The following is a 24,430-nucleotide window of genomic DNA, read 5'->3' as shown; positions in this document are numbered from 1 at the left end:
TCGCATCGGTCACAGCTTCGGCGCAATCTCTTCGGTCCAGATCCGGGTCCGCTCCTCCTGCGACATGTGGCAGGCGGACCAGTGCCGGCTGCCGTCCTCGGTCAGCTCGGGGCGCTGGGTGCGGGTGATGCCGCCCTTGGGCACGTCGGCGTAGGGGCACCGGGGGTTGAAGGCGCAGCCGCTCGGGATGTTGATGAGGCTGGGCGGCGAGCCCTTGACCGGGATGAGCCGGTCGGTCTGGTCGCGGTCGATGCGCGGCATGGAGCCGAGCAGGCCCCAGGTGTAGGGGTGGCGGGGCTCGTAGAAGACCTTCTCGGCGGAGCCCCGCTCGACGCAGCGGCCGCCGTACATCACGAGGAGGTCGTCGGCCATCTCGGCGACCACGCCGAGGTCGTGCGTGATCATGATGACCGCGGAGCCGAACTCCTTCTGCAGGTCGCGGATCAGGTCGAGGATCTGCGCCTGGACGGTGACGTCGAGGGCGGTGGTCGGCTCGTCCGCGATGAGCAGTTCGGGGTTGTTGACCAGGGCCATGGCGATCATGGCGCGCTGGCGCATGCCGCCGGAGAACTCGTGGGGGTAGGCGTCCACGCGCCGGTGGGGCTCGGGGATGCCGACGCGGTCGAGCATCTCGACGGCCCGGGTGCGGGCTGTCTTCTTGTCGACGTCGTGGTGGGTCCGGTAGGCCTCGATGATCTGCTTGCCCACCGAGTAGTACGGGTGCATGGCGGAGAGCGGGTCCTGGAAGACCATCGCCATCTTGCGGCCGCGCAGCCGGCGGACGTGGTCGGCGTCGGCGCCGACGAGTTCCTCGCCGTCGAGGACGACCTCGCCCGAGATGTGCGGGCGGCTGCGGGCGTTCCCGGTGCGGTGCAGGCCCATGATGGCGAGCGAGGTGACGGACTTGCCGGAGCCGGACTCGCCCACGATGCCGAGGGTCTTGCCGCGTTCGAGGTCGAAGGAGAGGCCGTCGACGGACTTCACGAGGCCGTCGTCGGTGGGGAAGTGCACCTTCAGGTCGCGCACGGACAGGAAGGGCGCCCCGTCGCCGGGGCCTGCCTGCTCGGGCACGAAGGCGGGCGCGCCGTTGTTCTGGTTCTCGGTCACGTCAGCCTCACGCGCGGGTCGATGACGGCGTACAGCAGGTCCACGATCAGGTTGGCCAGCACCACGAACAGCGCGGCGAGCAGGGTGACGCCCATGATCACGGGCAGGTCGCCCTGGCTGATGGCGGCGACGGCCGCCGTCCCCAGGCCCTGGAAGTTGAACGTGGTCTCGGTGAGCACCGCACCGCCGAGCAGACCGCCGAGGTCCAGGCCGAACATGGTGACGATCGGGGTGAGGGTGGAGCGCAGGGCGTGCTTGCGGATGACCACGCCCTCCTTGAGGCCCTTGGCCCGGGCGGTGCGGATGTAGTCCTCGCCCAGGACCTCCAGCATGGTCGCCCGGGTGATGCGGGCGTAGGTCGCGGCGAAGAGGAAGGCGAGGGTGACCCAGGGCAGGATCAGGCTGTTGAGCCAGGCCAGTGGATCCTCGGTCAGGGGTTTGTAGTTGGAGACGTCCAGCCAGCCGAGGCTGTAGACGAAGATCGCGGGGGCGACCATGCCGGTGAAGAAGATCGGCAGGGAGACGCCGGCGAGGGCGCCGACCATCACGGTCCGGTCGATGGCGGTCCTGCGTTTGAGTGCCGAGACGACGCCGGTGGCAACGCCCGCGATCACCCAGATGACCGCCGCGCCGAGGGCGAGCGAGAGGGTGACCGGGATGCGGTCCATCATGGTGTCCCAGACGGGCGCCTCGGTCTTGAAGGAGTAGCCGAAGCACGGAGCCGCGCAGTGCGTGACGCCCGTGCCGCCGTCGTAGTCGCGGCCGGCGAAGATTCCCTTGACGAAGAGCAGGTACTGCTCGGAGATCGGCTTGTCGAAGCCCATCTTCACGCGGATGCCCGCCAGGGCGGTCTCGTTGGTCTCGCGTCCGGCGTACATGAGCGCGGGATCGCTGCCGGTCAGCTTCGGGACCGCGAAGAAGATGCCGAAGGTGACCACGGAGACCACCAGCAGCGTGGCGGCGACGTTGAACAGCCGCCGTATGAGGTAGACGAGCACTGCAGTCGGCCGCCCGGCGCGGGTGGCCGCCGCCCCTCGTGGGGGTCGGCGGCCACCGCCTGCGGCCTTCACCTGCCCTTCGGACTAGCGCATGTGCGGTGAAGGCACTTGCCTGTGGTGTTACGTGGTACGTGACGACTCGGGCCGGGGGCCGGCCGGTGCTGTTACTGCTTGATGCCCACGGTGGCGAGGTCGATCTTGCCGAAGGACTCGTTGAAGTAGACGTTCGTCAGGCGCGGGTTGTGGTAGACGAGCGCCTTGTCGAAGTTGATCGGGAGGTAGAGCGCCTTCTCCATGACCTTCTGGTTGATCTGCGTGTAGAAGGGCGCGGCCTCTTCCGGAGACTTGGTGGCGGCCGTCTTGAAGAGGCCGTTGATCTCCGGGTCGTTGATCATCGTGTAGTTGTTGTTGCCGTTCGGCAGGATGAACGAGCCGTCGACCAGCGGCTGGAGGAAGCCCGAGCCGGAGTTGTAGTCGGCGCCCCAGCCCATGACGATGATGCCGTAGCCCTTCTTCTTCACGTTCTCGGGCGAACCGATCACGGAGGAGTTGAGCTTGCCGTCGTACTGGTCGATCGTCGCCTTGATGCCGACCTTGGCGAGCGAGGCCTGGAGGGACTCGGCCGTCTTCACCTCGGGCGCCTTGTTGTTGCGCACGGCGATGGTGGTCTCGAAGCCGTCAGGCTTGCCACAGGCCTTGAGGGCCTCCTTGGCCTTGGCCTCCTGCGGCTTGCCCTTCGTCAGACCGAACGGGTCGTAGGCCTTGTCCGAGCCGGGGACGCCGGGCGGCAGCATGTTCGCGCCGAGGTCACCGCTGGTCGGGCCGCCGCGGGCGGTCTGCAGGGACTTGGGGTCGGCCGCGTAGATGACGGCCTTGCGGCACTCGATGTTGTCGAACGGCGCGACCGTCGTCGGGAAGGCGAAGTAGCGGATGTAGCCCGTGAACGGGTTGTCCGCGTTCTTCTTGAGGTTCCCGTCCTTGAGGATCTTGTTCTTGGCGGCCTGCTGCACACCGGTGCCGTCGATGGCGAGGTCGATGTCGCCGGAGAGCAGGCGCTGGTCCATGTCGTCCGGGTTGGTGGTCACCGTGAAGGAGACCTTGTCCGGCAGGCCCTTGCGGATCGGGTCCGTCTTCGGGTCCCAGTTCTCGTTGCGGACGAAGGTCGCGCCCTTGCCGGCGGTGAAGCTCTCCACCTTGTAAGGACCGGTCGAGGCCGGCTTGTTGGTGTAGGTGGCGCCCGTGTCCTTGCCCGCCTGGACGGGCGAGGAGGTCGGCATCGCCAGGAGGTAGCTGAAGTCGGCGTTGGCGCTCGCCAGGTTGAAGACGATGGTCTTGTCGTCCGGCGTCTGGACGGACTTCAGGCCCATCTTGTCCGGGTCGGTGTCCTTGTACGGGCCGGGGTACTTCTGGCCCTGGTCGAGGATGTCGATCAGGTAGGTCGGGCCGCCGGAGAGCACGTCCTGCGCGAAGACGCGCTCGATGCCGTACTTGACGTCCTTCGAGGTGATCGGCGTGCCGTCCTCGAACTTCACCCCGTCCTTGAGCTTCAGGGTGTACGTCTTGCCGTCGTTGGTCACCACCGGCAGGGCCTCGGCGAGGTCCGGGACCGCCTTGGTGCCGTCCTTGCCCGGCTTCGAGTCGTAGGCGAGCAGGCTGCGGACGTACAGGCGCTGGATGTCCCAGACGAAGCCGTAGTAGGCGCGCTGCGGGTCGAGGTAGTCGACGTCCTGGGGGGACCAGAGCTTGAGCTCGCCGCCCTTGGCGTCGGAGGCGTTGATGACGCCCTCGGCGGCACCGCTGTAGCCCTTGGCGCTCTCGGCGGCGTCCGCCTTGTCGTCCTTCTTGTCCCCGTTGCCACCGCACGCGGCGGTCATCGACAGGGCGGCGATCACGGCGGCGATCGCGAGAGCCTGCTTTCTGCGGATCACGGTTGTCCAACCTCCATAGGTGGTGAAGCGAAGAAGCGGTTCAGCTGCCCTTGGGGTCGAGTGCGTCACGCAGCCCGTCCCCGAAGAGGTTGAACGCCAGGACGGTGATGAAGATCGTCATACCGGGGACCACCATGTACATGGGGTCGTCCTGGTAGATGGGGACGGCGTCGGAGAGCATCTTTCCCCAGGAAGAGGTGGGGGGCTTGACGCCGGCGCCCAGGAAGCTGAGGGCCGCTTCCGTCAGGATGTTGGTCGGGATGATCAGCGTGGTGTAGACGAGGATCGGCGCGACCAGGTTCGGCATCAGCTCCTTGACGAGGATGTAGCCGCGGCCGGCGCCGAGGCTGCGCGCCGCCTCGACGTACTCGCGTTCCCGCAGGGAGATCGTCTGGCCGCGGACGATGCGTCCGATGTACGGCCAGCCGAAGAAGCCGATGACGAGGATGAGCACGCCCATCCGCACGCCCGAACCCTCGAAGCCCCAGACGGAGTTGGGCACGACGGAGACCAGGGCGATGGTGAACAGCAGCTGCGGGAAGGCCAGGAGCAGGTCCATGACGCGGCTGATGAGGCCGTCGACCCAGCCGCCGATGAAGCCGGCGAGAGCGCCGAGGAAGCTGCCGAGGACCACCGAGACGAAGGCGGCCAGGAAGGCGACGATCAGGGAGATGCGGGCGCCGTAGACGATCCGGCTGAAGACGTCGCGGCCGTTGGTCGGTTCGACGCCCAGCAGGTAGTCGGAGCTGATGCCGCCCAAGGAGCCGAGCGGTGTGCCCAGGTCGGGGTCGATCAGGTCCTCGTGGAACTCGTTGGGGTCGTGGCCCAGCAGCTTCACGATCAGCGGCGCGAAGATCGCCACCAGGATCAGCAGGATCACGACCACGCCGCCGGTCAGCGCGACCTTGTCGCGCTTGAGCCGCATCCAGGCGATGCGTCCGGGCGAGCGGCCTTCGATGGCCTTGGCAGGGACGTCGGCTACGGACACGGGTGCGGGCGTTTCCGCGCTCGTGTCGTGCAGTGGTGCCGTCATCGTGGTGGGGACCCCTCTCGGCCGACGGGTGGTCGGCCCATGCCCGCCGCTGTGGCGGCGTTGGTGCGGAGTGGCGCTCGGAGTGCTCGGGACGCGGTGGGACACGGCCGGGCCGCGTCGGGAGGTGCGTGAGTACTGCGAGAACTGCGGGAGGTGCAGGAACTGCGGGAGGTGCGGGCGGTGCGGAACTGCGGGAAGTGCAGGGCGGTGCGCGAGGAATGCGAAGACTGCTGACGTGCGGAAGTGCGGGAAGAGCTGTGCGGAGCGACACGCGGATGGCACGTGCCGAGCCGGGTCCTGGAGGACTGACCGGCTCTTGGGTGGGGAGTCTTCATCGGGCGCTCGACCAGCCGCCAGACCCGCAGATGAAAGGATGCGCAACCGTGATCTGAGGCTTGAGTTCCCGTTATCCGGACTCGGCTCTCGGCTCAGCGGAGCAACACCGTCCGTTCGGTATCCAAACGGACATGGCGCCCAACTCGGCGGTCGGCTGCGCCAATTGGACGCCCATCGGGGGTGAAATCCGGACAAGGCGAAGGCCGCCGGGAACGGTGTTTCCCGACGGCCCGAGGTTCGCCCTGGACGGCCCGTCTCACAGTGCGGGCATACCCTGAAATGTCCCTGTAACAGGCCCGGCGGCTCAGTAGGCGGCCGCCTGGCCCTCCCGGTCGTAGAACGGGCGGGTCTGCGCGCGCAGCCACATGGCCACCGGATCGTGCTCGTCCGCCAGCGCGACCGTGCACACCGGAACGCCCTCGGGCACCGCGCCGACCGACTGGCGCATCATCTCCCGTACGGACTCCAGCGCGGGCGCGGAGGCGTCGTACAGGTCGAGCCCGACGGCGAGGTACGCCGACCCCAGCGCGGGCTGCACCCAGGCGCGGCGCAGCGAGCGGACGGCGGGGGTGCGGTGGGCGTGCTGGGTCAGCAGCCCGTAGAACTGCGGGAGCTCCAGGGCGGGCTCGGACAGCCGCAGCGGTCCGGCCGGCATCCGGTCCAGGCCGGTGGCGACCCGGCGCAGGTCGGCCCAGGGGATGCCGAGGCCGCCGCCCTGGGCGTGCGGGTTGACCCACAGGCCCCAGCGGTCGGGGTAGAGGGCGCGGGCGATGTCCCGGCCGGTGACCACCTCGTAGCCACGGTTCCAGCCGCTGGCGGCCAGCTCCTGCGGGGAGGTCACGCAGGGCGCGTATCCCAGGCCCTCGACCTCCATGCCGCCGTACTGGGCGTCCGGTGAGCCCGGCTGCCCCTGCCAGAGCAGCATCCACAGCCGGCCCTCGGCGAGGGCGTGCAGGAATGACTCGTAGTTCTCATAGCGCCCGGGAGTCACCTGGCGCAGCATGTGCTCGACCTGCCCGGCCGCGGCCGTGCCTGACGCACTCACCCGGCTACCCCTCTTCGTCTTCGTCCGCCCGTCGTCTCCACGTCCCGAACAGCTTAAGCGGCGCTACGGGAGGTAGAAGGGGCGCACGCGCTCACGAATCCAGTCCGTGACCGGGTCCTCGGCGGCGTCGAGCAGGATCAACTGCACGGGCCACGGCGCCGGTACGCGCGCCAGCGCGCGGCCGAGCGCCTCCAGCGGGGCGGTCCGGCTGCCGGAGTCGAATCCCACCAGCTGGACGCCGATGTAGAGCTCGGGGTCCTTGCCCTCGACGCTGGCGAGGCAGCGGTGCGCGGCGCGGACGACGCCGGTGGCGCGGAACTCCTCGGCGGCGGCGGAGAGGAAGTCGACGGGGTCGTCCTGCCAGTCGGGCTCGAAGAGGCGGACGCGGGCGCCGCTGGCGGGGCCGTCGAGCTCGGTGCGGCCGGCCCGGCAGAGCTGGGCGACGGCGGCGGGGGGCAGGGGGACGCCGACGGCGCCCTCGGGGTTCACGGCGATGCCGAGCTGCGGGGGCAGGCCGCGGGCGAACTCCACCGCGGGGGCTATCGCGAAGTCCATGGCGGGGCCGGCTGCGAAGCGGAACTGGGCCTCGGAGCTGTAGACGGGGACGTACGCCTCGCCGGCGATCAGCATGGTGGGGAGGTCGAGGGAGGGGCTGTCGGGGCCGCCGCCCTGCGGGAGCGGGACCCAGACCTGGCTGCGGCCGAGGGCCTCCAGGATGCGGGGGCCCGCGTCCGGCTGCCCGAGGGCCGTTCCGAGTACCTGCTCCAACTCGTTCGCCGGCCAGCCGTTGCCGTGCATGTGCGCCTGCTCTCCGTTGGGGTTTCCATGGCGAATTACCGCCCCGAGGCTACCGGGCGGCTCCGCCGGGGGCGGGAGCCGCTGCGCGGGGCCGGTCCCCTACCCGCCCCTCCCCCGCTCACTGGGGCTCCGCCCCAGACCCCGCGCGGCGGCGCACCCGGGGCGGGTCAGGCGTCGAAGGTGATGCCCGTCAGGGCGGCGGCCGAGCGGCGGTCCAGGAGGGTGGTGGAGGCGCAGCCCCTCGGGGAGCGGCCCGCCTCGGCCGCCGACAGCAGCCGGGCGACCGCCGCGCGGTGGCGGGCGAAGGCGTACGCCGAGACGCCCCGGCCGCGCGAGGCCTGGCCCGCGAGGGCCTCCTCCGGGGAGGCGTCCAGCAGGAGGAGGTGGAGCCGGCGGCCCCGCCGCCGGGCGGAGGCCGCCAGGAGGGCCCGGACCCAGGTCTGGGTGCCGCAGTCGTGGACGACCAGAGAGGTGCCGGAGCGCAGCTCGCGCCAGAGCGTCCGGTAATGGGACGCGCGGACCAGCGGCCGGTACACCCCGTACGGCAGCGCCCGCGGCATCCGGCCCTCCCAGCGCTCGCGGACGTCCTGGGAGTCGATGCCCCCGCCCGGCACGGCCCGCTTGATCAGGGTGCTCTTCCCGCCGCCCGGCAGACCGGACACCACCACGATGTCCCCGGCGGGGAAGCTCAGCCGCCGGGGGCCCCGGGCCACGCGTCCGCGCAGGTCGCGGACCGTGCCGGCGGCCGGGGCCGTGCGGGACGCGAGGGGCCGCGCCCGGGGCTCGTCCACCGTTCCCGTACTGGTCGCCACTCCGAATCTCCGCACCGTGATCGTCTCCCCCCGAGTCGGACCGCGAGGGCCCCATGCCCGCTGAATGTAAAGAGACGGTAATCCGCGCCGGTCGGTTCCGGGCCCGGCGTCCAGCACCCGGGACCCCGGGAGCGCAGGGGGCACGGGCGTTCCGTACCTTCTTCCGGGCCCCGCTGCCCGCTTCCGCCCGACCCGTGCAATGATGTGCGCCATCTGGACACCAACTGCATACCGGCCGCTTGAATCCGCGCGGGAGAGTCCCGGCTGGCCGCGAGGCCGTGCCCGGGCGCCGAAGGAGCAAGTACCTCCCTTGAATCTCTCAGGCCCCGTACCGCGTGGATGAGGCAGATCTGAAAAGCGAGCTGTCCGCCAGCTCCACCCAAGGTGCAAGTCGGCGTTCCCCCGTGGGAACTCCCGGCGAACCTCTCAGGTTCCGATGACAGATGGGGAGGATCGTCCTCGTCATGTCATGCCCTGGGACCCGGGAGCCACACCCATGAGCACTGCCCCCCGCCTGACCGCGCTCGACGCGCTGCACCGTTCGCTCGGTGCGACCATGACCGACTTCGCGGGCTGGGACATGCCGCTGCGCTACGCCAGTGAGCGCGACGAGCACAACGCCGTGCGCACCAAGGCCGGTCTGTTCGACCTCTCCCACATGGGCGAGATCACCCTGACCGGCCCGGAGGCCGTGAAGGCGCTGGACTACGCGCTCGTGGGCAACATCTCCACCGTCGGCGTCGGCCGCGCCCGCTACACGCACATCTGCCAGGAGGACGGCGGGATCCTCGACGACCTGATCGTCTACCGCCTCGGCGAGACCGAGTACATGGTCGTCGCCAACGCCTCCAACGCCCAGGTGGTGCTGGACGCGCTCACCGAGCGCGCCGCCGGCTTCGACACCGAGGTCCGTGACGACCGCGACGCGTACGCGCTGATCGCCGTCCAGGGCCCGGAGTCCCCCGGCATCCTCGCCTCGCTGACCGACGCCGACCTGGACGGGCTGAAGTACTACGCCGGCCTGCCGGGCACCGTCGCGGGCGTGCCCGCGCTGATCGCCCGTACCGGCTACACCGGTGAGGACGGCTTCGAGCTGTTCGTCTCCCCCGAGCACGCCGTGGAGCTGTGGCAGGCGCTGACCAAGGCGGGCGAGGGCGTCGGCCTGGTCCCGGCGGGCCTGTCCTGCCGCGACACCCTGCGCCTGGAGGCGGGCATGCCGCTGTACGGGCACGAGCTGACCACGTCCCTCACGCCCTTCGACGCCGGGCTGGGCCGGGTCGTGAAGTTCGAGAAGGAGGGCGACTTCGTCGGCCGCGCCGCCCTGGAGGCCGCCGCCGAGCGCGCCGCCGGCCGGGCCCCGCGCAAGCTGGTCGGTCTGATCGCCGAGGGCCGCCGCGTCCCGCGCGCCGGGTTCTCCGTGGTCGCCGGCGGCAAGGTGATCGGCGAGGTCACCTCCGGCGCCCCGTCGCCGACGCTGGGCAAGCCGATCGCCATGGCATACGTGGACGCGGAGCACGCCGCGCCCGGAACCTCCGGGGTCGGCGTGGACATTCGCGGTACGCATGAGCCGTACGAGGTCGTGGCCCTGCCGTTCTACAAGCGGCAGAAGTGACCCCCGGGTCCCCGGGACCCCGCCCCGCCGGCCACCCTCCGGCCCGCAAGACCACCGTTCGTATCCACCGCACCGCATCCAGGAGAATCAGGTCATGAGCAACCCCCAGCAGCTGCGTTACACCAAGGAGCACGAGTGGCTGTCGGACGCCGTCGACGGCGTCGCGACGGTCGGCATCACGGCCTTCGCCGCCGACGCACTCGGTGACGTCGTCTACGCCCAGCTCCCCGAGGTCGGCGACACCGTCACCGAGGGCGAGACCTGTGGCGAGCTGGAGTCGACCAAGTCGGTCAGCGACCTGTACTCCCCCGTCTCCGGTGAGATCGTCGAGTTCAACCAGGACGTCGTGGACGACCCGGCCCTCGTGAACTCCGCCCCGTTCGAGGGTGGCTGGCTGTTCAAGGTGAAGCTGTCGGAGGAGCCCAAGGACGCGCTCTCCTTCGACGAGTACACCGCCCTCACCACCGGTAACTGACACCCCAGGGGATCCTGATGTCCGTACTGAACACCCCCCTCCACGAGCTCGACCCCGACGTCGCCGCCGCCGTCGACGCCGAGCTCGTACGCCAGCAGTCGACCCTGGAAATGATCGCGTCGGAGAACTTCGCTCCGGTCGCCGTCATGGAGGCCCAGGGCTCGGTCCTGACCAACAAGTACGCCGAGGGCTACCCCGGCCGCCGCTACTACGGCGGCTGCGAGCACGTCGACGTGGTCGAGCAGATCGCGATCGACCGCATCAAGGCGCTGTTCGGCGCCGAGGCCGCGAACGTCCAGCCGCACTCCGGTGCGCAGGCCAACGCCGCCGCGATGTTCGCGCTGCTGAAGCCGGGCGACACGATCATGGGCCTGAACCTGGCCCACGGCGGTCACCTGACCCACGGCATGAAGATCAACTTCTCCGGCAAGCTCTACAACGTGGTCCCGTACCACGTCGACGAGTCCGGCCAGGTCGACATGGCCGAGGTCGAGCGCCTGGCCAAGGAGTCCAAGCCGCAGCTGATCGTCGCCGGCTGGTCCGCCTACCCGCGCCAGCTGGACTTCGCCGCCTTCCGCCGGATCGCGGACGAGGTCGGCGCGTACCTGATGGTCGACATGGCCCACTTCGCGGGCCTGGTCGCCGCGGGCCTGCACCCGAACCCGGTGCCGCACGCCCACGTGGTCACCACCACCACGCACAAGACCCTCGGCGGTCCGCGCGGCGGCGTCATCCTGTCGACGCAGGAGCTGGCCAAGAAGATCAACTCCGCGGTCTTCCCCGGTCAGCAGGGCGGTCCCCTGGAGCACGTGATCGCGGCCAAGGCCGTCTCCTTCAAGGTCGCGGCCTCGCCCGAGTTCAAGGAGCGCCAGGAGCGCACCCTGGAGGGCGCCAAGATCATCGCCGAGCGCCTGGTCCAGCCGGACGTCACCGAGGTGGGCGTGTCCGTCCTCTCCGGCGGCACCGACGTGCACCTGGTCCTGGTCGACCTGCGCAACTCCGAGCTGGACGGCCAGCAGGCCGAGGACCGGCTCCACGAGATCGGCATCACGGTCAACCGGAACGCCATCCCGAACGACCCGCGCCCGCCGATGGTCACCTCGGGCCTGCGCATCGGCACGCCGGCGCTGGCCACCCGCGGCTTCGGCGCCGAGGACTTCCGCGAGGTCGCCGAGATCATCGCGCAGGCCCTGAAGCCGGCGTTCGACGCGGACGACCTCAAGGCGCGCGTCTCCGCGCTCGCCGCGAAGTTCCCGCTCTACCCGTCGCTGTAGTCACGGGCCAGGAGGGGCCCGGCCTTGTTCCGCACAGGGCCGGGCCCCTTCCTGTCTTCTTCCCGGCCCCTTTCCCCGGCGGGACACCGGAACGCGAGCTGACTCACGTCCCGCGGACCCTTCCACGAGGCGAAACGTTCATCTCCACGCGTTACGCTCGTCTGCCGGACAAAATCCGCAGATCCCCCGCGCACCACCCCGCTCCACCACACCCCTGCCCCCCTCCCCACCCCACGAGCCGACAAGGGAGTCCGCCAGTGGCCATCTCCGTCTTCGATCTCTTCTCCATCGGTATCGGCCCCTCCTCCTCCCACACGGTCGGCCCGATGCGCGCCGCGCGCATGTTCGTGTCGCGGCTGAAGAAGGACGGCCTCCTCGCCCAGACCGCCTCCGTCCGGGCGGAGCTCTTCGGCTCCCTCGGCGCCACCGGCCACGGCCACGGCACCCCCAAGGCGGTCCTGCTCGGCCTGGAGGGCCACTCCCCGCGCACGGTGGACGTGGAGAGCGCCGACGACGAGGTGGAGCGGATCCGCCGGACCGGGAAGCTGCGCCTGCTCGGGACCGAGATAGGGAGCGTCCACGAGATCGACTTCGACGAGCCCAGCCAGCTGATCCTCCACCGCCGCCGCTCGCTGCCGTACCACGCGAACGGCATGACCCTCTTCGCCTACGACGCCTCCGGCGCCCCGCTGCTGGAGAAGACCTACTACTCGGTCGGCGGCGGCTTCGTCGTGGACGAGGACGCGGTCGGCGAGGACCGGATCAAGCTCGACGACACCGTGCTGAAGTACCCCTTCCGCTCCGGTGACGAGATGCTCCGTCTCGCGAACGAGACCGGCCTGTCGATCTCCTCCCTGATGATGGAGAACGAGAAGGCCTGGCGGACGGAGGAGGAGATCCGCGAGGGCCTCCTGGAGATCTGGCGGGTCATGCAGTCCTGCGTCTCGCGCGGCATGTCCCGCGAGGGCATCCTCCCGGGCGGGCTGCGCGTCAAGCGCCGGGCCGCCGCCACGGCGCGCCAGCTGCGCACCGAGGGCGACCCGCTGCTGCACCGCAGCGAGTGGACGACGATCTACGCGATGGCCGTGAACGAGGAGAACGCGGCGGGCGGCCGCGTCGTCACCGCGCCCACCAACGGCGCCGCGGGCGTCCTGCCGGCCGTCCTGCACTACTACGTGAACTTCGTGCCCGGCGCGGACGAGGACGGCGTGGTGCGCTTCCTGCTGGCCGCGGGCGCGATCGGCATGCTCTTCAAGGAGAACGCCTCGATCTCCGGCGCCGAGGTCGGCTGCCAGGGCGAGGTCGGCTCCGCCTGCTCCATGGCGGCGGGCGCCCTGGCCGAGGTGCTGGGCGGCTCCCCGGAGCAGGTGGAGAACGCCGCCGAGATCGGCATGGAGCACAACCTGGGCCTGACCTGCGACCCGGTCGGCGGCCTGGTGCAGATCCCGTGCATCGAGCGCAACGGCATGGCGGCGGTCAAGGCCGTCACGGCGGCCCGGATGGCGATGCGCGGCGACGGCAGCCACAAGGTCTCCCTCGACAAGGTCATCAAGACCATGAAGGAGACCGGCGCCGACATGAAGGTCAAGTACAAGGAGACCGCGCGCGGCGGTCTCGCGGTCAACGTCATCGAGTGCTGACCGCACGGCGCAGCGTGACGAGGTGAGCAGGGGCCCGGCGCGGGTGCGCCGGGCCCCTGCGCGCGTCCTGGGAAGAGGGGTCCCACGGCCCGCCCGGGTCGGGACCTTCGGCCCCCGGGCGGCGGGCGGTACGTGCACTAGCGTGCTTCGGGGGGCGCTGTTACCCCGCGAAGAGAGGCAGCCGCCATGGCCATCACCGAACACCGTGTCCTGCCGCTGCGGCTGGAGGCCGCACCGCTGCCGGTCCCCCTGGAGGGCGTCTTCGTCTACCGCACGGACCGGCCCTACGAGGTCGCTGTGGAGTTCCGGGGCGCCGGCGTCCGGATCGCCCGCTGGGTGTTCTCGCGGGAGCTGCTGATCGACGGGCAGACCTGCGCCACCGGGGAGGGCGACATACAGGTGTGGCCGCGGTGGACGGGCACCGAGCCCCGCGTCCTGCTGGCCCTGAGCAACGGCGAGCGGGGCTGCGTGGTCTCCGTGCGGGCCAAGGACCTGCGCGGGCTGTGCCGGCGGATGACCGAGCTGGTCCCACGGGGGCAGGAGCAGCGCCACTACGACCTGGACGCCGAGCTGAGCGCACTGCTGACCTTCTGAGCCGGCGGGCCGCCCCGTGCAACCACGGGGCCCCCGGGAATGTCATACCGGATGACAGTCATTCCCCGTCTCAGAGGATCGGGGGGACGCCATGCGTCACCACCCGCACCGCCGCCGGTTCGTGGCCCTGGCCACAGGTGCCCTGCTGACCGCAGGGCTCGCGCTCGCCGCACCGGCCTCGGCGGCTGCACCGGCCGCCGTCCGCTCCACGACCCCGCTCGTCGTCAACGCCCGCTGGGGCGGTCACTGCACGTACGACCGGATCGTGATCGACCTCCAGGGCTCCGTGCCCTCCTTCACCGTCACGCCCGTCTCCCAGCTGGTCTACGACGGCTCCGGCAAGCCGGTCCCGCTGCCGGGGAAGTACTTCCTGGAGATCCGCCTGCACCCGGCCGCCGGCCACGACGACGCGGGCAACAACGTCTACCAGGGCCCCAAGCTCCAGCAGATCAGCCTCAGCAAGCTCAAGGGCCTGGCCCTGACCGGTGACTTCGAGGGGTACGTGACCTTCGGGGCCGCCTTCGACACCCCGCCCGCCTACAGCACCTCCGTCCTGCACGCGCCCGAGCGGCTCGTGGTGGACGTCGCCCATCCGAACACCTGCTGACGCCGGACGCCGGACACCCTCAGCGGTGTTCGGGGTTCGGGAAGTCGAAACGGCAGCCGGCGTCCCACTCGGAGCGCTGGTTGCCGTGGGCGGGGACGCCCCCGGCGCGCTTGAGGAGCGCCGCGAGGTGCATCAGGTTCCAGGACATGAACGTCGTGTTGCGGTTGGTGAAGTCGTTCTCGGGGCCGCCGGAGCCCGGGTCGAGGTACGAGGGGCCGGGGCCGGCCTCGCCGATCCAGCCCGCGTCCGCCTGCGGCGGGATGGCGTAGCCCAGGTGCTGGAGGCTGTAGAGGACGTTCATGGCGCAGTGTTTGACGCCGTCCTCGTTGCCGGTGATCAGCGCGCCGCCGACCCGCCCGTAGTAGGCGTACTGGCCCCGGTCGTTCAGCAGCGAGGAGCAGGCGTAGAGCCGCTCGATGACCTGCTTCATGACCGAGCTGTTGTCGCCGAGCCAGATGGGGCCGCAGAGGACGAGGATGTCGGCGTCCATGATCTGGCTGTAGAGCACCGGCCACTGGTCGCTCTCCCAGCCGTGGTCGGTCATGTCCGGCCAGACGCCGGTGGCGATGTCGTGGTCGACGGCGCGGATCAGCGAGGTCCGCGCGCCGGCCGACTCCATGACGGCGCGGCTCCGCGAGATCAGCCCCTCGGTGTTGCTGGTCTCGGGCGAGCGCTTGAGGGTGCAGTTGAGGTAGACGGCGGACAGGTCGGAGTAGTCGTAGGCGGCCACGCCCCCACCCTGCGGGGCCGCCGCCGCCCGCGCCAGCGTTCGGCACCCTTCCGGGGGGCGAAGCGGAATTGAGCCATCCGATCGGCCGGATCGGTCCGGGTTGATACCGGTCCGTGCGGGCGACTAGGGTCAGCTGGCCTTGGTGTTCGGGAAACCGGTGGAAAACCGGTGCGGCCCTCGCCACTGTGATCGGGAAGTCCAGCTCCACCCCTCGCGGGAGCCACTGGGACCGTGCGGGAGACCGCAGGGACCCGGGAAGGCGGAGCCGGGGCGGCAGTACCCGTCAGCCAGGAGACCGGCCGGGGCGCGTACGTCCATCCACGAGGTGCTGGAGAGGTCTCCCGACTCATGCACATAGCCGAGGGGTTCCTGCCCCCGCTGCACGCGGCCGCCTGGGGCGCCGCGTCCGCCCCGTTCGTCGTCCACGGGGTCCGCGCGCTGACCCGCGAGGTCAAGTCCCACCCCGAGAGCACACTGCTCCTCGGCGCGTCCGGTGCATTCACTTTCGTCCTGTCCGCCCTGAAGATCCCCTCGGTGACGGGCAGTTGCTCGCACCCCACGGGGACCGGGCTCGGCGCCGTCCTCTTCCGGCCGCCCATCATGGCGGTGCTCGGCACGATCACCCTGCTGTTCCAGGCCCTGCTGCTGGCGCACGGCGGGCTCACCACCCTCGGCGCCAACGTCTTCTCGATGGCCATCGCCGGGCCCTGGGCCGGGTACGCGGTCTACAAGCTGCTGCGCAGGTCCGGCGCCCCGCTGATGGTCACCGTCTTCTTCGGCGCCTTCTTCGCCGACCTGGTCACCTACTGCGTGACCTCGGTCCAGCTGGCCCTCGCCTTCCCGGACCCGTCGAGCGGATTCCCGGGCTCCCTGGAGAAGTTCGCGGGCATCTTCGCCCTCACCCAGATCCCGCTCGCGGTCAGCGAGGGGCTGCTGACGGTGCTCGTGATGCGGCTGCTGATGCAGTCGAGCAAGTCGGACCTGGTCCGGCTCGGGGTCGCCAAGCTGACCGGAGCCAAGCGGACCGAGGGGGCGGCAGCCTGATGAGCCGGAACGCCAAGATCAACACCCTGCTGCTGCTCCTGGTGGCCGCACTGGCCGTGCTGCCGCTCGCGCTGGGGCTCGGCGAGGGCAAGGAGGAGCCCTTCGCGGGCGCCGACGCCCAGGCGGAGTCGGCCATCACCGAGCTGGAGCCGGACTACGAGCCCTGGTTCTCCCCGCTGTACGAGCCTCCGTCGGGCGAGGTGGAGTCCGCCCTGTTCGCCCTCCAGGCGGCCCTGGGCGCGGGCGTGCTCGCGTACTACTTCGGGGTCCGCAGGGGCCGCCGGCAGGGCGCGGCCCAGGCCCTGGCGCAGACGGCGGCCGGAGCCGGGGCGCAGGCCCCCGCCGAGCCCGCGCGGGAGCCGTAGCCGGTGCTGCCGATCGACGTCGCGGCGCACTCCAGCCGCTGGCGGGGCCGCCATCCGCTGGAGAAGGCCCTGCTCGGGTTCGGGCTGACCGTCACCGCGGTGTGCCTGCCCCCGTGGCCCGGCGGGCCGCTGGTGGCCGCGGCGACCCTGGCAGTGCTGCTGGGGCCCGCCGGGGTGTCCGGGCGCCGGCTGTGGCGGGCCTTCCGGGTCCCGCTGGGGTTCTGCGTCACCGGCGCGCTGCCGCTGCTTGTGTCGGTGGGCGGTCCCGACGGGCTCCTCGCGCCGGCCCCGGACGGGCCCCGGCACGCGCTGGACCTGCTGCTGCGCACCTCGGCCGCCTCGCTGGGAGTGCTGCTGTTCGCCTTCACCACGCCCGTCTCGGACGTGCTGCCGCGGCTGGTGCGGGCCGGGGTGCCCGCGCCGGTGGTGGACGTGGCCCTGGTCATGTACCGGATCGGCTTCCTGCTGCTGGACTCCCTCGCCCAGGTCCGCCGGGCCCAGGCGGCCCGGCTCGGGCAGGCCGGGCGGGCCGCCGCCTGGCGTTCGGTGGCCGGGCTCGCGGCGACCTCGTTCGTCCGGGCCTTCGACCGCGCCGCCCGGCTCCAGGAGGGGCTCGCGGGGCGGGGTTACGACGGCGCGCTGCGGGTGCTGGTCCCGCCGGCGCGGCTGTCCCGGCGGTTCCTGGCGGCCGCCGCCGCCCTCCTGGCCGCCCTGGTCGCGGGGACCCTCGTACTGAAGGAGCTGGGGCTGTGACCCCGTTGGTGGAACTGGCCGGCGCGGGATACGCGTACGAGGACGGCCCGGCCGTGCTGTCGGGCGTGGACTTCGCGATCGCCGAGGGGCGGGCGCTGGTGCTGCTGGGCCGCAACGGCAGCGGCAAGACCACGCTGATGCGGCTGCTGAGCGGGGGCCTGCGGCCCGCGTCGGGGGCGCTGCGGCTGGAGGGTACGCCGGTGTCCTACGACCGGCGGGGGCTGACGCGGCTACGCACCACCGTCCAGCTGGTGGTGCAGGACCCCGACGACCAGCTGTTCGCGGCCTCGGTGGAGCAGGACGTGTCCTTCGGCCCGATGAACCTCGGGCTGGCGCAGGCCGAGGTCCGCGAGCGGGTGGACTCCGCGCTGGCCGCCCTCGACATCACCGCGCTGCGCGACCGGCCGACGCACCTGCTGTCGTACGGGCAGCGCAAGCGGGCGGCGATCGCGGGTGCGGTGGCGATGGCGCCGCGGGTGCTGATCCTGGACGAGCCGACGGCCGGGCTCGACCCGGACGGGCAGGAACGGCTGCTGGACGTCCTGGCCGGGCTGCGGGCGGCGGGGACCACGGTGGTGATGGCCACCCACGACGTGGACCTGGCGGTCCGGTGGGCGGACGACGCCGCTGTGCTGACGCCCTCCGGGGTGCGGGTGGGGCCTGCGGGGGATCTGCTGTCGGATCCGGAGCTGTTGGCGTCCGCGGGGCTGCGGGCTGCCTGGGCGCCGGTGGTGGGGGCGTTCCTGCGGGGCAGGGGGATGCTGGCGGACGGGGTTCCGGGGCCGCGGACGCCGGAGGAGCTGGGCGCGCTGGGCTGAGCGGGGGCCGGGCGGGGCCGGGGGCGGGGCGGGGTCGGGGGCGGGGCGGGGTCGGGCCTCCCGGCGGGGTGTCCCGGTGTGCCCACCCTCCCCCAAGCTCTCGGCTTCGCTCGAGCAGGGGGGACCCCCATCGCCCCTGCGGGACGATTGCCCACACCTAGGATGGCCGCATGTCGTTGCCGCATGCCATTCTCACCGCGTTGTTGGAGAAGCCCTCGTCGGGGCTGGAGCTGACGCGGCGGTTCGACAAGTCGATCGGCTACTTCTGGTCCGCGACGCACCAGCAGATCTACCGGGAGCTGGGGCGGCTGGAGGAGGCCGGGCTGATCCGGGCGCTGCCCAGCGAGGCGCCCGTGCGGGGGCAGAAGAAGGAGTACGAGGTGCTGCCCGACGGCCGCGCGGAGCTGGCGCGGTGGGTGGACGAGCGGCAGGATCCCAAGCCGATGCGGGACGCGCTGCTGCTGCGGATCCGGGCGGCGGCCGTGGTGGGGCCGCAGGGGCTCGGGGCGGAGCTGCGGCGGCACCTGGAGCTGCACCGGGCACAGCTGGCGGAGTACGAGGCCATCGAGGCGAAGGACTTCCCGGCGGAGCGCAACGCCGACCCGGACCGGCTGCGCCGGCTCGTGCTGCACGGGGGGATCGCCCTGGAGGGCTTCTGGCTCGGCTGGCTGGAGGAGGCCCTCGCAGAGGTCGAGGACATGACGGGTCCGAGCGGGGCCTGACGCGCCCCCGTCCCGGCGGGCGGGACGGAGGCGGGCGCGGCGCCCGTTCGGCGGGGCCTTACTTGTTCAGGTCGGCCCAGAACTCGTCGAAGCTCAGCAGCTTGTCGCCGTTGAGGTCCTTCGCCGCGATGATCGCGTCGGCGACCGCGGGGGTGACGAACGCGTCCCCCATCGCCTTCATGGCCGCGCTGTACTCGTCGGCCGTGATGACGCCGTCGCCGTTCGCGTCGAACCGGTCGAACGTCTCACGTGCCTTGTCGATGTCCGCCACTGGGCCACCCCTTCCTGGTGCTTGTTGACCGGCTCAGGGTAGCCGGACCGGGGGCCGTCCCCGCCCACGGGTCCCCGGAGCCGTGGGCGGGCTCCCAGGACGCCGTCGCGTTCCCGTCCGGGCGGGCGGGCCTAGCGGAAGATGCCGGTGTGGCCGAGCGAGTAGCGGCCGGGCTGCGGGTAGACGGCCAGGCCGTGCGGGCCGCTGCCGACGGGGATCTTCGCCAGCTCCTTGCCGGTGGTGGTGTCGATCGCGTAGACCTCGGAGTTGTAGCGGCCGGACAGCCACAGCACCTTGCCGTCGGCCGAGACCCCGCCCATGTCGGGGCTGCCGCCGTCGGGCAGCTCCCACTTCTTGGTGAGCTGGTTCTTCTTGAAGTCGAAGACGGAGATGCTGCCCTCGCCACGGTTGGAGACGTACATCTCGCGGGAGTCGCGGCTGACGTAGAGGCCGTGGCAGCCCTTGCCGGTGGGGAGCAGCTTGGGGACGTCGAACTTGTCGCCGCTGAGCACCCACATGCCGTGCGCCATCATGTCGGCGACGTAGAAGGTCTTCCCGTCGGGCGAGATCTTCACGTCCTGGGGCATCGCGCCCTCGAACGGGAGCTTCTGCTGCCCGATGACCTCCATCTTCTCGGTGTCGACCTTGAGCAGTTCGCCGGAGAACTCGCAGCTGACGATGAAATAGCGGCCGTCGAGGGAGAAGTCCGCGTGGTTGACGCCGAAGCAGGTCACGGGGACGGTCTTGACCCGGTTCATGGTGTGCGGGTCGCGGAAGACCAGCTCGCGGTCCATGGAGGCCATCACGATGGCGTACTTGCCGTTGGGGGTGAAGTAGAGGTTGTACGGGTCGTGGACCTCGACCGGCTCGCCCGCCTCGCCGGTGGCCGGGTTGATGGGGGTGAGGGTGTGGCCGCGGTTGTTGTTGACCCAGAGGGTCTTCATGTCCCACGAGGGCACCACGTGCTGGGGCTGGACGCCGACCGGGATGGTGTCGACGACCTTGTAGGTGGCCGGGTCGATGACGGACACCGTGTTGGAGTTGGTGTTCGGCACGTAGACGCGCGACGGGAAGCCCTTGACCACCGGGGAGAGCTTGTTCGGCCGGTCCGCCGCGTACACGTCGGCCGGGTCGAGCACCGGGGGCATCCCGGCCAGCCCCGGCGGTACGGCGGGCACGGCTTTGACGGGGTTGGCCGGCCCCTTGGAGCCGAGTGCCTCGGCGGGCGCCTTGTCGGCCGATCCGCAGCCGGCCAGGGCGGCGAGGACCAGACCGGCCAGCAGCACGGTGGCCTTCCGGGGAAGGCGGGTGGTCGTCATGGGGTCAGCAGCTCCGTGGTGGTCACCGCGCGCAGCTTGCGGCGCGCGAGTTCTTCGAGGAGGGGCGGCATCGCGTCGACCGTGTCCGCGTAGCCGAAGTGCAGGCTCACCACCGATCCGCCGTGGATCGTCCCGGTGACGTTGCTGACGACGGTCGCGGCGCCGGGCGAGGTGAAGTCGAGGGAGTCCACGTCGTAGGAGAGGACGTGCGGATAGCCGGCCCGCTGGGCCAGTTTCTGGACGAGGGGGCTGGCGTTCTGGGTCTGCGAGGGACGGAACCAGGTGCCGATGGAGCCGGTGAGGCGCTTGAGGCGCTGGGCGCAGCCGGTGATCTCGGCGTAGGCCTCCGCCTCGGGCAGGGAGTTGATCGCGAGGTGGTGGTGGGTGTGGTTGCCGAGCTCGTGGCCGCCGTCGAGGATCCGGCGGGCCATGTCGGGGTGGTCGTCGAGCCAGGTGCCGATGGCCAGGACGGTGACGTGCGCGCCCGCCTTCTCGGCTTCGGCGAGCACGGCGCGGGCGATGGCGGGGTCCCCGTTGCCGTGGAAGGTGAGCGCGACCTCCGGCCGCTCGCGCGGGCCGTGCACGATCTCCACGGGCTGCCCGGGGAACCGGCGGGGGGCGGGGGCCGGCGCCGGAGCGGGCTTGGCGGCCTCGGGCCGGGCGGGAGCGTCCTGGACGGGCCGGGGAGCCGGGGGGGCGCCGCCCGTGCCGCAGGCCGCGGTGAGGGCACCGGCGGCGACCGCCGCAGTGGCGCGCAGGGCGGTCCGGCGGTCTGGGTAACAGAGCACCTGCCCATTTAAGTGGCGAACGCCCCCGAAGGTATTGATTGACCCAGTTTGGGACCTTCGGAAGTGGCGTCCCGAGGGTGGGGCGTTCACTCTGCGATCAATGAATTACGCGGAGGGGTGGATATTCATTCATGGATTACGAGGCGAGTGGCCCACCTCACCTAAGATTTAGATGAAAACTCTTAGGATATGCACACTTATGTCCGAGTCGGGACTTTTGGCGTTTGGGCCCACGTCTGCCATAGTCGGAATCACGGCTTCCCATTGACCCGAGCGAAGCCCACCCGCCGAGGGCCACACACCCCACCGGTCCTCGGCGCCCACGAAACCCCCGCAGCGCCCCACCTCGGCGACAGGGGGTTTCCGGCGTTCCGGGGGTCAGCGGTCCGCGACCCGCATCTCGAACCAGGTGATCTTGCCGCGCGGCAGCAGGTCGGCGCCCCAGCGGTCGGACAGCTTGTCCACGAGGAAGAGCCCCCGGCCGGTGGTGTCCAGCTCGTGCACCGGCATCAGACAGGGCAGCCCCCGCGAGGGGTCGCGCACCTCGACGCGGATCCAGCCGCGACGGCGCAGCATCCGTAAACCGAAGGAACGGGCCCCGGTGTGGCGCACGGCGTTGCCGACGAGCTCGGAGACCAGCAGGACGGCGTGCTCGGCGATCTGCGGCGACAGGCCCCAGTAGCGCACCACCACGCTCTGGGTGAGCCGGCGGGCCGTGCTCGCCGACTCCGGCATGGACGGCAGGGTCACCTCCGCCTCCGCCGGGTTGCCGTACGACTCCAGCGCCGTGAGGCCCTGCTCGTCCTCGACCGCCACCGCAAGCCGTACGGCCATAGCGCTCGCGCGCTGCCGCGGCTGTTCCACACCCTCCAGGCCCGCCATGCACCCATCATGGACGGCCACCGCGCCCGCCCGGGCCGTTCCACGGGAATAGCCCCCGCGGAATCGAGGCTTCCGAGGGGGCGCACGGGCATATGCGAGGGGCAACCGGACACGCCGCGCCCCGCATTGACCTGCGGTGACGGCGCGCACGGGGCCGATCACCCTGCGTTGATCAACCGTTTCGCCTTAAGGCTGCCTTAAGGCCCCGCTAAACCACCCGCAGGGGTTCACTCACGCGGCTGTGTTCATACGGCTGCGCTCATACGAACTTGGCCTTGCCCGGGCCCTCTTCGACGAAGCTGCGCATGCCGCGCTCGCGGTCCTCGGTGGCGAACAGCCCCGCGAACCAGTTGCGTTCGATGGCCAGGCCGGTGTCGATGTCGGCCTCCAGGCCCGCGTCCACGCACTCCTTCGCCGCGCGCAGGGCGATCGCCGGGCCCTGGGCGAGCTTCGCGGCCCAGGCGTGCGCCTGCTCGTACACCTCGGCGGCGGGCACCACCCGGTCCACCAGTCCGAGGGTGAGCGCCTCGTCTGCCTTGACCATGCGGCCCGTGAAGATGAGGTCCTTGGCCCTGGAGGGCCCGATCAGCCGGGACAGCCGCTGGGTGCCGCCCGCGCCGGGGATCAGGCCGAGCAGGATCTCGGGCTGGCCGAGCTTCGCGTTGTCGGCGGCGATCCGGTAGTCGGCGCAGAGCGCGAGCTCGCAGCCGCCGCCGAGCGCGTAGCCGGTGATGGCCGCGACGACCGGCTTGGGGATGCGGGCCACGGCCGTGAAGGCGTCCTGCAGTCCGCGGGACCGGGCGACCATCGCCGCGTGGTCCATGGTCTGCATCTCCTTGATGTCCGCGCCGGCCGCGAACACCTTCTCCCCGCCGTAGATGACGACGGCGCGCACGTCGGCGCGGTCGGTCGCCTCCACGGCGAGCTCGCGCAGCCGGTCCTGGGTGGCGATGTCCAGGGCGTTCATGGGCGGGCGGTCCAGCCGGATGGTGCCGACGCCTTCGGAGACTTCGAGAGAGATGGTCATACGGGGAAGGTTAGCGGCGGTTAACGAGAAGTGGCCCGGTGCTGTGGGTCACAGCACCGGGCCACCGGGTCAGGGAGCCGACCCTCCTACTTCTTCCACTCCGCCCAGTCCATGTTCCAGCCGTTGAGGCCGTTGTCCGGGGCGATCTGCTTGTCCTTGGAGTTCTTCACGATGACCACGTCGCCGATCAGGGACTCGTCGAAGAACCAGGCGGCCGGGGTGTTGGGGTCTCCGGCGCCGCGCTCGTCCTCGAGGCCGACGCAGCCGTGGCTGACGTTCTCCTTGCCGAACGTGCTGGAGGCGGCCCAGTAGTTGCCGTGGACGAAGGTGCCGGAGTTCGACAGGCGCATCGCGTGCGGGACGTCCGAGATGTCGTACTCGCCGCCGAAGCCGACGGTGGCGCCGTTCATCCGGGTCACCTTGTACTTCTCGCTGATGACCATCTGACCGTTGTAGGTGGTCGTGGCGGGGGCGCCGGCGGTGATGGGCAGGTTCTTGATGACCTGGCCGTCGCGGACGACCTCCATCGTCTTGGCCGTCGCGTCGACCGTGGAGACCTGGGAGCGGCCGACGGTGAAGGTGACCGTACGGGTCTGCTTGCCGTAGACCCCGGGGCGGCCCTCGACGCCGTCGAGGGCGAGCTTCACGGTGACCTTGGTGCCGGCGGCCCAGTACTTCTCCGGACGGAAGTCGAGGCGGTCGTTGCCGAACCAGTGGCCCTCGATCGGGACGGAGGGCTCGGCCGTGACCGTGATGGCCTTCTCGACGGCCTCGGTGTTGGTGATGCCGCGGGTGAAGTTGATCGACACCGGCATGCCCACGCCGACGGTCGAGCCGTCCTCGGGCGTGTAGTGGCCGACGAAGGTGTTCTGCGGGGTGAGGGTGGTGAAGGTGGTGTCCTTGGCGGACTCCCGGCCGGCCTCGTCCTTGGCGACCGCGTGCACCTTGTACTCGGTCGCGGAGGCCAGGTTGCGGGCGGGCTCCCAGCCGGAGCCGTCGGGGGTCAGCTTGCCCTCGACCGCGTTGCCCTTGGTGTCGGCGACCGTCACCGTCGTCAGCTTGCCGCCGGTGCTGGAGATCTTCAGGACGCCGTTGGTGGCGACCTCCTTGGCGCCGTCGTCCGGCTTGACGCTGACCACGGCCTTCGAGGCCTCGGTGTTGGCCTTGGCCGCGTTGCCGCCGCCGGGCTTCCCGTTGTCGCCACCGCCGCCCGCGGCGTCACCGCCGTTGCTGCACGCCGTGGTCAGCAGAAGGGCCGCGCCCAGCAGCAGGGCCGGCAGGCCGGTGCGGACGCGGCCGCGTATCGGCTGCACGTTCACTTGTGTTCTCCCCATGTCCCCCGCGCACGGACAGTCGCGCGCTTGCCGACAGGAAATCACATGGGGGGATTACGAATAGGCACGGTCATGTCACCGTTCCGTCCCAACCGCCGCCACGCCGGGGACCCGGCGG

The 24,430-nt window shown here is 71.1% G+C and carries 25 protein-coding genes and 2 riboswitches; of the genes, 11 read left to right on the top strand and 14 right to left on the bottom strand.

What is annotated here, in order from left to right:
* Window positions 1–9: 9 nt before the first annotated feature.
* From B4U46_RS24820 to B4U46_RS24790, 7 genes are all read right to left on the bottom strand, one after another.
* The gene (locus tag B4U46_RS24820; protein WP_162501101.1) at window positions 10–1,071 is read right to left on the bottom strand and encodes an ABC transporter ATP-binding protein; all 1,062 of its coding nucleotides are present in this window, start codon (window positions 1,069–1,071) and stop codon (window positions 10–12) included.
* A 32-nt stretch (window positions 1,072–1,103) separates the two neighbouring features.
* Window positions 1,104–2,105 (bottom strand): ABC transporter permease, encoded by a 1,002-nt coding sequence (locus B4U46_RS24815; RefSeq protein WP_100862825.1) that lies wholly within the window; start codon window positions 2,103–2,105, stop codon window positions 1,104–1,106.
* 164 nt (window positions 2,106–2,269) lie between these two features.
* Window positions 2,270–3,979, bottom strand: coding sequence for an ABC transporter substrate-binding protein (locus B4U46_RS24810; RefSeq protein WP_237293362.1), 1,710 nt, complete (start codon window positions 3,977–3,979; stop codon window positions 2,270–2,272).
* A gap of 94 nt (window positions 3,980–4,073) precedes the next feature.
* On the bottom strand, window positions 4,074–5,066 hold the full coding sequence (locus B4U46_RS24805; RefSeq protein ID WP_079429889.1) for an ABC transporter permease: 993 nt from the start codon (window positions 5,064–5,066) through the stop codon (window positions 4,074–4,076).
* A 640-nt stretch (window positions 5,067–5,706) separates the two neighbouring features.
* The gene (locus B4U46_RS24800; RefSeq protein WP_079429888.1) at window positions 5,707–6,447 is read right to left on the bottom strand and encodes an enhanced serine sensitivity protein SseB C-terminal domain-containing protein; all 741 of its coding nucleotides are present in this window, start codon (window positions 6,445–6,447) and stop codon (window positions 5,707–5,709) included.
* Between the two features lie 63 nt (window positions 6,448–6,510).
* Window positions 6,511–7,245, bottom strand: a complete 735-nt coding sequence (locus tag B4U46_RS24795; RefSeq protein WP_079429887.1) for an enhanced serine sensitivity protein SseB — start codon at window positions 7,243–7,245, stop codon at window positions 6,511–6,513.
* 167 nt (window positions 7,246–7,412) lie between these two features.
* Window positions 7,413–8,057, bottom strand: a complete 645-nt coding sequence (locus B4U46_RS24790; RefSeq protein WP_079429886.1) for an ABC transporter ATP-binding protein — start codon at window positions 8,055–8,057, stop codon at window positions 7,413–7,415.
* Between the two features lie 240 nt (window positions 8,058–8,297).
* Window positions 8,298–8,401: riboswitch (glycine riboswitch) on the top strand.
* A gap of 152 nt (window positions 8,402–8,553) precedes the next feature.
* On the opposite strand from B4U46_RS24790, the gene gcvT reads away from it, so the two are divergent.
* From gcvT to B4U46_RS24760, 6 genes are all read left to right on the top strand, one after another.
* Window positions 8,554–9,669 carry a glycine cleavage system aminomethyltransferase GcvT gene (gene gcvT, locus B4U46_RS24785; protein WP_079429885.1) on the top strand — a complete coding sequence of 372 codons (1,116 nt, stop codon included), beginning with the start codon at window positions 8,554–8,556 and terminating at the stop codon, window positions 9,667–9,669.
* Window positions 9,670–9,763: 94 nt separating this feature from the next.
* Window positions 9,764–10,144 (top strand): glycine cleavage system protein GcvH, encoded by a 381-nt coding sequence (gcvH, locus tag B4U46_RS24780; protein ID WP_079429884.1) that lies wholly within the window; start codon window positions 9,764–9,766, stop codon window positions 10,142–10,144.
* A 17-nt stretch (window positions 10,145–10,161) separates the two neighbouring features.
* Window positions 10,162–11,418, top strand: coding sequence for a serine hydroxymethyltransferase (glyA, locus tag B4U46_RS24775; RefSeq protein WP_042811644.1), 1,257 nt, complete (start codon window positions 10,162–10,164; stop codon window positions 11,416–11,418).
* A gap of 257 nt (window positions 11,419–11,675) precedes the next feature.
* Window positions 11,676–13,058 carry an L-serine ammonia-lyase gene (locus tag B4U46_RS24770; RefSeq protein WP_079429883.1) on the top strand — a complete coding sequence of 461 codons (1,383 nt, stop codon included), beginning with the start codon at window positions 11,676–11,678 and terminating at the stop codon, window positions 13,056–13,058.
* Between the two features lie 186 nt (window positions 13,059–13,244).
* Window positions 13,245–13,652, top strand: a complete 408-nt coding sequence (locus B4U46_RS24765; protein ID WP_079429882.1) for an SsgA family sporulation/cell division regulator — start codon at window positions 13,245–13,247, stop codon at window positions 13,650–13,652.
* A 91-nt stretch (window positions 13,653–13,743) separates the two neighbouring features.
* Window positions 13,744–14,259, top strand: coding sequence for an AMIN-like domain-containing (lipo)protein (locus B4U46_RS24760; RefSeq protein ID WP_079429881.1), 516 nt, complete (start codon window positions 13,744–13,746; stop codon window positions 14,257–14,259).
* 19 nt (window positions 14,260–14,278) lie between these two features.
* Here B4U46_RS24760 and B4U46_RS24755 read toward each other — a convergent pair whose 3' ends face one another.
* Window positions 14,279–14,989 (bottom strand): flavodoxin family protein, encoded by a 711-nt coding sequence (locus B4U46_RS24755; RefSeq protein WP_079429880.1) that lies wholly within the window; start codon window positions 14,987–14,989, stop codon window positions 14,279–14,281.
* Between the two features lie 123 nt (window positions 14,990–15,112).
* Window positions 15,113–15,308, top strand: a riboswitch (cobalamin riboswitch).
* Window positions 15,309–15,337: 29 nt separating this feature from the next.
* Between B4U46_RS24755 and B4U46_RS24750 the strand changes: the two genes are divergently transcribed.
* The 5 genes from B4U46_RS24750 to B4U46_RS24730 all read left to right on the top strand — a co-directional run bounded on the left by B4U46_RS24750 (window position 15,338) and on the right by B4U46_RS24730 (window position 18,691).
* Entirely contained in the window at window positions 15,338–16,033 is a 696-nt protein-coding gene (locus tag B4U46_RS24750) for an energy-coupling factor ABC transporter permease (RefSeq protein ID WP_079429879.1), read from the top strand.
* On the top strand, window positions 16,033–16,398 hold the full coding sequence (locus B4U46_RS24745; RefSeq protein WP_079429878.1) for an energy-coupling factor ABC transporter substrate-binding protein: 366 nt from the start codon (window positions 16,033–16,035) through the stop codon (window positions 16,396–16,398). Before B4U46_RS24750 ends, B4U46_RS24745 begins: the two co-directional genes overlap by 1 nt.
* Before the next feature lie 3 nt (window positions 16,399–16,401).
* Window positions 16,402–17,151 (top strand): cobalt ECF transporter T component CbiQ, encoded by a 750-nt coding sequence (gene cbiQ / locus B4U46_RS24740; protein WP_079429877.1) that lies wholly within the window; start codon window positions 16,402–16,404, stop codon window positions 17,149–17,151.
* Window positions 17,148–17,969, top strand: coding sequence for an ATP-binding cassette domain-containing protein (locus tag B4U46_RS24735; RefSeq protein ID WP_079429876.1), 822 nt, complete (start codon window positions 17,148–17,150; stop codon window positions 17,967–17,969). The genes cbiQ and B4U46_RS24735 overlap by 4 nt, the downstream gene beginning before the upstream one ends.
* A gap of 170 nt (window positions 17,970–18,139) precedes the next feature.
* Entirely contained in the window at window positions 18,140–18,691 is a 552-nt protein-coding gene (locus B4U46_RS24730; protein WP_079429875.1) for a PadR family transcriptional regulator, read from the top strand.
* A gap of 58 nt (window positions 18,692–18,749) precedes the next feature.
* Here the strand turns inward: B4U46_RS24730 and B4U46_RS24725 are convergent, their stop codons facing one another.
* The 6 genes from B4U46_RS24725 to B4U46_RS24700 all read right to left on the bottom strand — a co-directional run bounded on the left by B4U46_RS24725 (window position 18,750) and on the right by B4U46_RS24700 (window position 24,312).
* Window positions 18,750–18,962, bottom strand: a complete 213-nt coding sequence (locus B4U46_RS24725) for an EF-hand domain-containing protein (RefSeq protein ID WP_079429874.1) — start codon at window positions 18,960–18,962, stop codon at window positions 18,750–18,752.
* Window positions 18,963–19,093: 131 nt separating this feature from the next.
* Entirely contained in the window at window positions 19,094–20,281 is a 1,188-nt protein-coding gene (locus tag B4U46_RS24720; protein ID WP_079429873.1) for a YncE family protein, read from the bottom strand.
* Window positions 20,278–21,069, bottom strand: a complete 792-nt coding sequence (locus B4U46_RS24715; RefSeq protein ID WP_079429872.1) for a polysaccharide deacetylase family protein — start codon at window positions 21,067–21,069, stop codon at window positions 20,278–20,280. Before B4U46_RS24715 ends, B4U46_RS24720 begins: the two co-directional genes overlap by 4 nt.
* A gap of 378 nt (window positions 21,070–21,447) precedes the next feature.
* Window positions 21,448–21,951 carry an ATP-binding protein gene (locus B4U46_RS24710; RefSeq protein WP_079429871.1) on the bottom strand — a complete coding sequence of 168 codons (504 nt, stop codon included), beginning with the start codon at window positions 21,949–21,951 and terminating at the stop codon, window positions 21,448–21,450.
* Window positions 21,952–22,210: 259 nt separating this feature from the next.
* Complete coding sequence (locus tag B4U46_RS24705; RefSeq protein WP_079429870.1) at window positions 22,211–22,978, bottom strand: enoyl-CoA hydratase/isomerase family protein; 768 nt, start codon at window positions 22,976–22,978, stop codon at window positions 22,211–22,213.
* Window positions 22,979–23,064: 86 nt separating this feature from the next.
* Window positions 23,065–24,312, bottom strand: coding sequence for a L,D-transpeptidase (locus tag B4U46_RS24700; protein WP_079429869.1), 1,248 nt, complete (start codon window positions 24,310–24,312; stop codon window positions 23,065–23,067).
* Window positions 24,313–24,430: the final 118 nt, after the last annotated feature.

Source organism: Streptomyces katrae (genome assembly GCF_002028425.1).
Classification (GTDB): Bacteria; Actinomycetota; Actinomycetes; order Streptomycetales; family Streptomycetaceae; genus Streptomyces; species Streptomyces katrae_A.
The sequence above is the reverse complement of the archived record's forward strand: the minus strand, read 5'-3'. Positions and strand labels throughout refer to the sequence as shown.

Coding starts and splice junctions, on each gene's coding strand:
- B4U46_RS24810 (WP_237293362.1), bottom strand. CDS start 3,979: ATGACCGCCGCGTGCGGTGGCAACGGGGACAAGAAGGACGACAAGGCG.
- B4U46_RS24805 (WP_079429889.1), bottom strand. CDS start 5,066: ATGACGGCACCACTGCACGACACGAGCGCGGAAACGCCCGCACCCGTG.
- B4U46_RS24795 (WP_079429887.1), bottom strand. CDS start 7,245: ATGCACGGCAACGGCTGGCCGGCGAACGAGTTGGAGCAGGTACTCGGA.
- gcvT (WP_079429885.1), top strand. CDS start 8,554: ATGAGCACTGCCCCCCGCCTGACCGCGCTCGACGCGCTGCACCGTTCG.
- gcvH (WP_079429884.1), top strand. CDS start 9,764: ATGAGCAACCCCCAGCAGCTGCGTTACACCAAGGAGCACGAGTGGCTG.
- glyA (WP_042811644.1), top strand. CDS start 10,162: ATGTCCGTACTGAACACCCCCCTCCACGAGCTCGACCCCGACGTCGCC.
- B4U46_RS24765 (WP_079429882.1), top strand. CDS start 13,245: ATGGCCATCACCGAACACCGTGTCCTGCCGCTGCGGCTGGAGGCCGCA.
- B4U46_RS24760 (WP_079429881.1), top strand. CDS start 13,744: ATGCGTCACCACCCGCACCGCCGCCGGTTCGTGGCCCTGGCCACAGGT.
- B4U46_RS24750 (WP_079429879.1), top strand. CDS start 15,338: ATGCACATAGCCGAGGGGTTCCTGCCCCCGCTGCACGCGGCCGCCTGG.
- B4U46_RS24745 (WP_079429878.1), top strand. CDS start 16,033: ATGAGCCGGAACGCCAAGATCAACACCCTGCTGCTGCTCCTGGTGGCC.
- B4U46_RS24730 (WP_079429875.1), top strand. CDS start 18,140: ATGTCGTTGCCGCATGCCATTCTCACCGCGTTGTTGGAGAAGCCCTCG.
- B4U46_RS24720 (WP_079429873.1), bottom strand. CDS start 20,281: ATGACGACCACCCGCCTTCCCCGGAAGGCCACCGTGCTGCTGGCCGGT.
- B4U46_RS24710 (WP_079429871.1), bottom strand. CDS start 21,951: ATGGCGGGCCTGGAGGGTGTGGAACAGCCGCGGCAGCGCGCGAGCGCT.
- B4U46_RS24705 (WP_079429870.1), bottom strand. CDS start 22,978: ATGACCATCTCTCTCGAAGTCTCCGAAGGCGTCGGCACCATCCGGCTG.
- B4U46_RS24700 (WP_079429869.1), bottom strand. CDS start 24,312: ATGGGGAGAACACAAGTGAACGTGCAGCCGATACGCGGCCGCGTCCGC.